The sequence below is a fragment of the Streptomyces sp. NPDC004838 genome (assembly GCF_053600955.1).
In genome coordinates this window covers 1-1654 of record NZ_JBSGAW010000076.1, presented here as the reverse complement: position 1 = coordinate 1654, position 1654 = coordinate 1, and the positions used below count along the sequence as shown (strand labels likewise).

Annotated in this window: 2 protein-coding genes; one reads left to right on the top strand and one right to left on the bottom strand. The window is 68.2% G+C overall.

Going from position 1 to position 1654, the window contains the following annotated elements:
• The first annotated feature begins 145 nt into the window (after nucleotides 1-145).
• Nucleotides 146-1051 carry an IS5 family transposase gene (locus tag ACWEFL_RS36080; RefSeq protein WP_451721347.1) on the top strand — a complete coding sequence of 302 codons (906 nt, stop codon included), beginning with the start codon at nucleotides 146-148 and terminating at the stop codon, nucleotides 1049-1051.
• Here ACWEFL_RS36080 and ACWEFL_RS36075 read toward each other — a convergent pair.
• The gene (locus ACWEFL_RS36075) at nucleotides 1020-1541 is read right to left on the bottom strand and encodes a hypothetical protein (protein WP_451721345.1); all 522 of its coding nucleotides are present in this window, start codon (nucleotides 1539-1541) and stop codon (nucleotides 1020-1022) included. The two genes, ACWEFL_RS36080 and ACWEFL_RS36075, sit on opposite strands and share 32 nt — an antisense overlap.
• Nucleotides 1542-1654 lie beyond the last annotated feature (113 nt).

Sequence of the window (1654 nt, the reverse complement as noted above, 5' to 3'; positions counted from 1 at the left end):
AGAAGACGTTGTCCTATCGATCTTGAGTGCGGTGTGATCGAAAGTGGCCCTCGGGGCGGGTGATTCTGTCGTGGCTGTGCATGAAGACAGGGCCTCCGGTGCAGTTCGGAGTTGCTGAGACACCGAGTAGCGCCAGGAGGCCCTGTTGTCACCGTTGTACGCGGTCGAAGCTGCTGGGTTCAACTCGTCCGGCGGGGTGTGCGATTGCCTCGTTCACCGGTTCGGGAACGCGGCCGACCAGCCCGACCGGGTTCGGGCCTACGGCACGGACCTGACGGATGCCGAGTGGCAGGAGATCCGGCCGCTGCTGCCGGTGCCGGCGTGGATGGAGGGCCGGGGCGGCAGGCCGGAGGGCTACTGCCACCGCGTGATGTTGGACGCGGTCTTCTATGTCGTCGACAACGGGATCAAGTGGCGCAGCATGCCGGTCGACTTCCCCGCCTGGGACCGGGTCTACGCCTTCTGGCGGCGTTGGCGTCGGACCGGGCTGATCGGTGAGCTCCACGACCGGCTGCGGGGGAAAGCACGCGAGGAGGCCGGGCGCGATCCGGAGCCGACGGCCGCGGTGATCGACTCGCAGTCCGTGAAGGCGGACGCGGTGGTGGGGGCCGACAGCCGGGGCTACGACGGCGGCAAGAAGATCAATGGCAGGCGCAGGCACTTGGTCTGCGACACGATCGGCCTGCTCCTGCAGATCCGGGTGCTGCCGGCACATGTCCCCGACCGGCAGGCCGCCGCCGACATGCTGCCCGCGCTGCGGGAGCGGTTCCCCACGATCACGAAGCTGTGGGCCGACGGCGGCTACACCGGAGTGCTGGTCACCTGGGCCCTGGCCGTGCTGCAGCTGATCGTCACGGTCGTCAGGCGCAGTGACGACGTGAAGGGGTTTGTGGTGCTGCCGAGACGGTGGGTGGTGGAGAGAAGTTTCGGGTGGCTGTTGCGCTCGCGGCGTCTGGCCCGCGACTACGAGCGCCGGTGCGACTCCAGCGAGGCGATGATCCTGTGGTCGATGACGATGCTCATGACCCGCCGCCTCGCACGCCGACCCTGAGCCCGAACCGGCCCGAGGGCTCCTTGACCAGCCACCCTTGCCGCACCAGCCGGTTCGCCTTCGACCGCACTCCCTCCACCTTCGCCGCCCCCGGCTCCACCCCGAGCTCAGAGGCGAGTTCCTTGCAGGACAACGCCCTTTCCGCAGCGATCAGGACCGTCATGATCCGCTGATACTCCGGCGACAGCACCGACACCACGAGCCCTTCACACCATGCGGGCACCACCGACCCCGGCACCGCACCCGACGGCGACGGCGACGGCGACGGCGACGGTTCAGGATCCCCGGACGCCGACGTGTCAGCCTCCGCCACACCATCCGGGCCGGAGAGAACCTCGACCACAGTCTCCCGGGAGACGACGAACCGCTCCCAGTCGAGTTCCGCTTCCCGCAACGCGGCCAGCACCCGGTCCGCCTCGGTCCGCAGTACTTCCACTCGCTGAGCGGCAGCTCGTTCCCGCTCCTCCAGCAGCCCGATCACCGACGGCATCCCGCACCTCCACAGCAACGCTGACACGACGTGCTCTGTCTGCCACGGAAACCCCGGCACCATGCCTGACCAGCGACAACACGGCGATCAAGTGCGGAAAGACAACAGCTTCT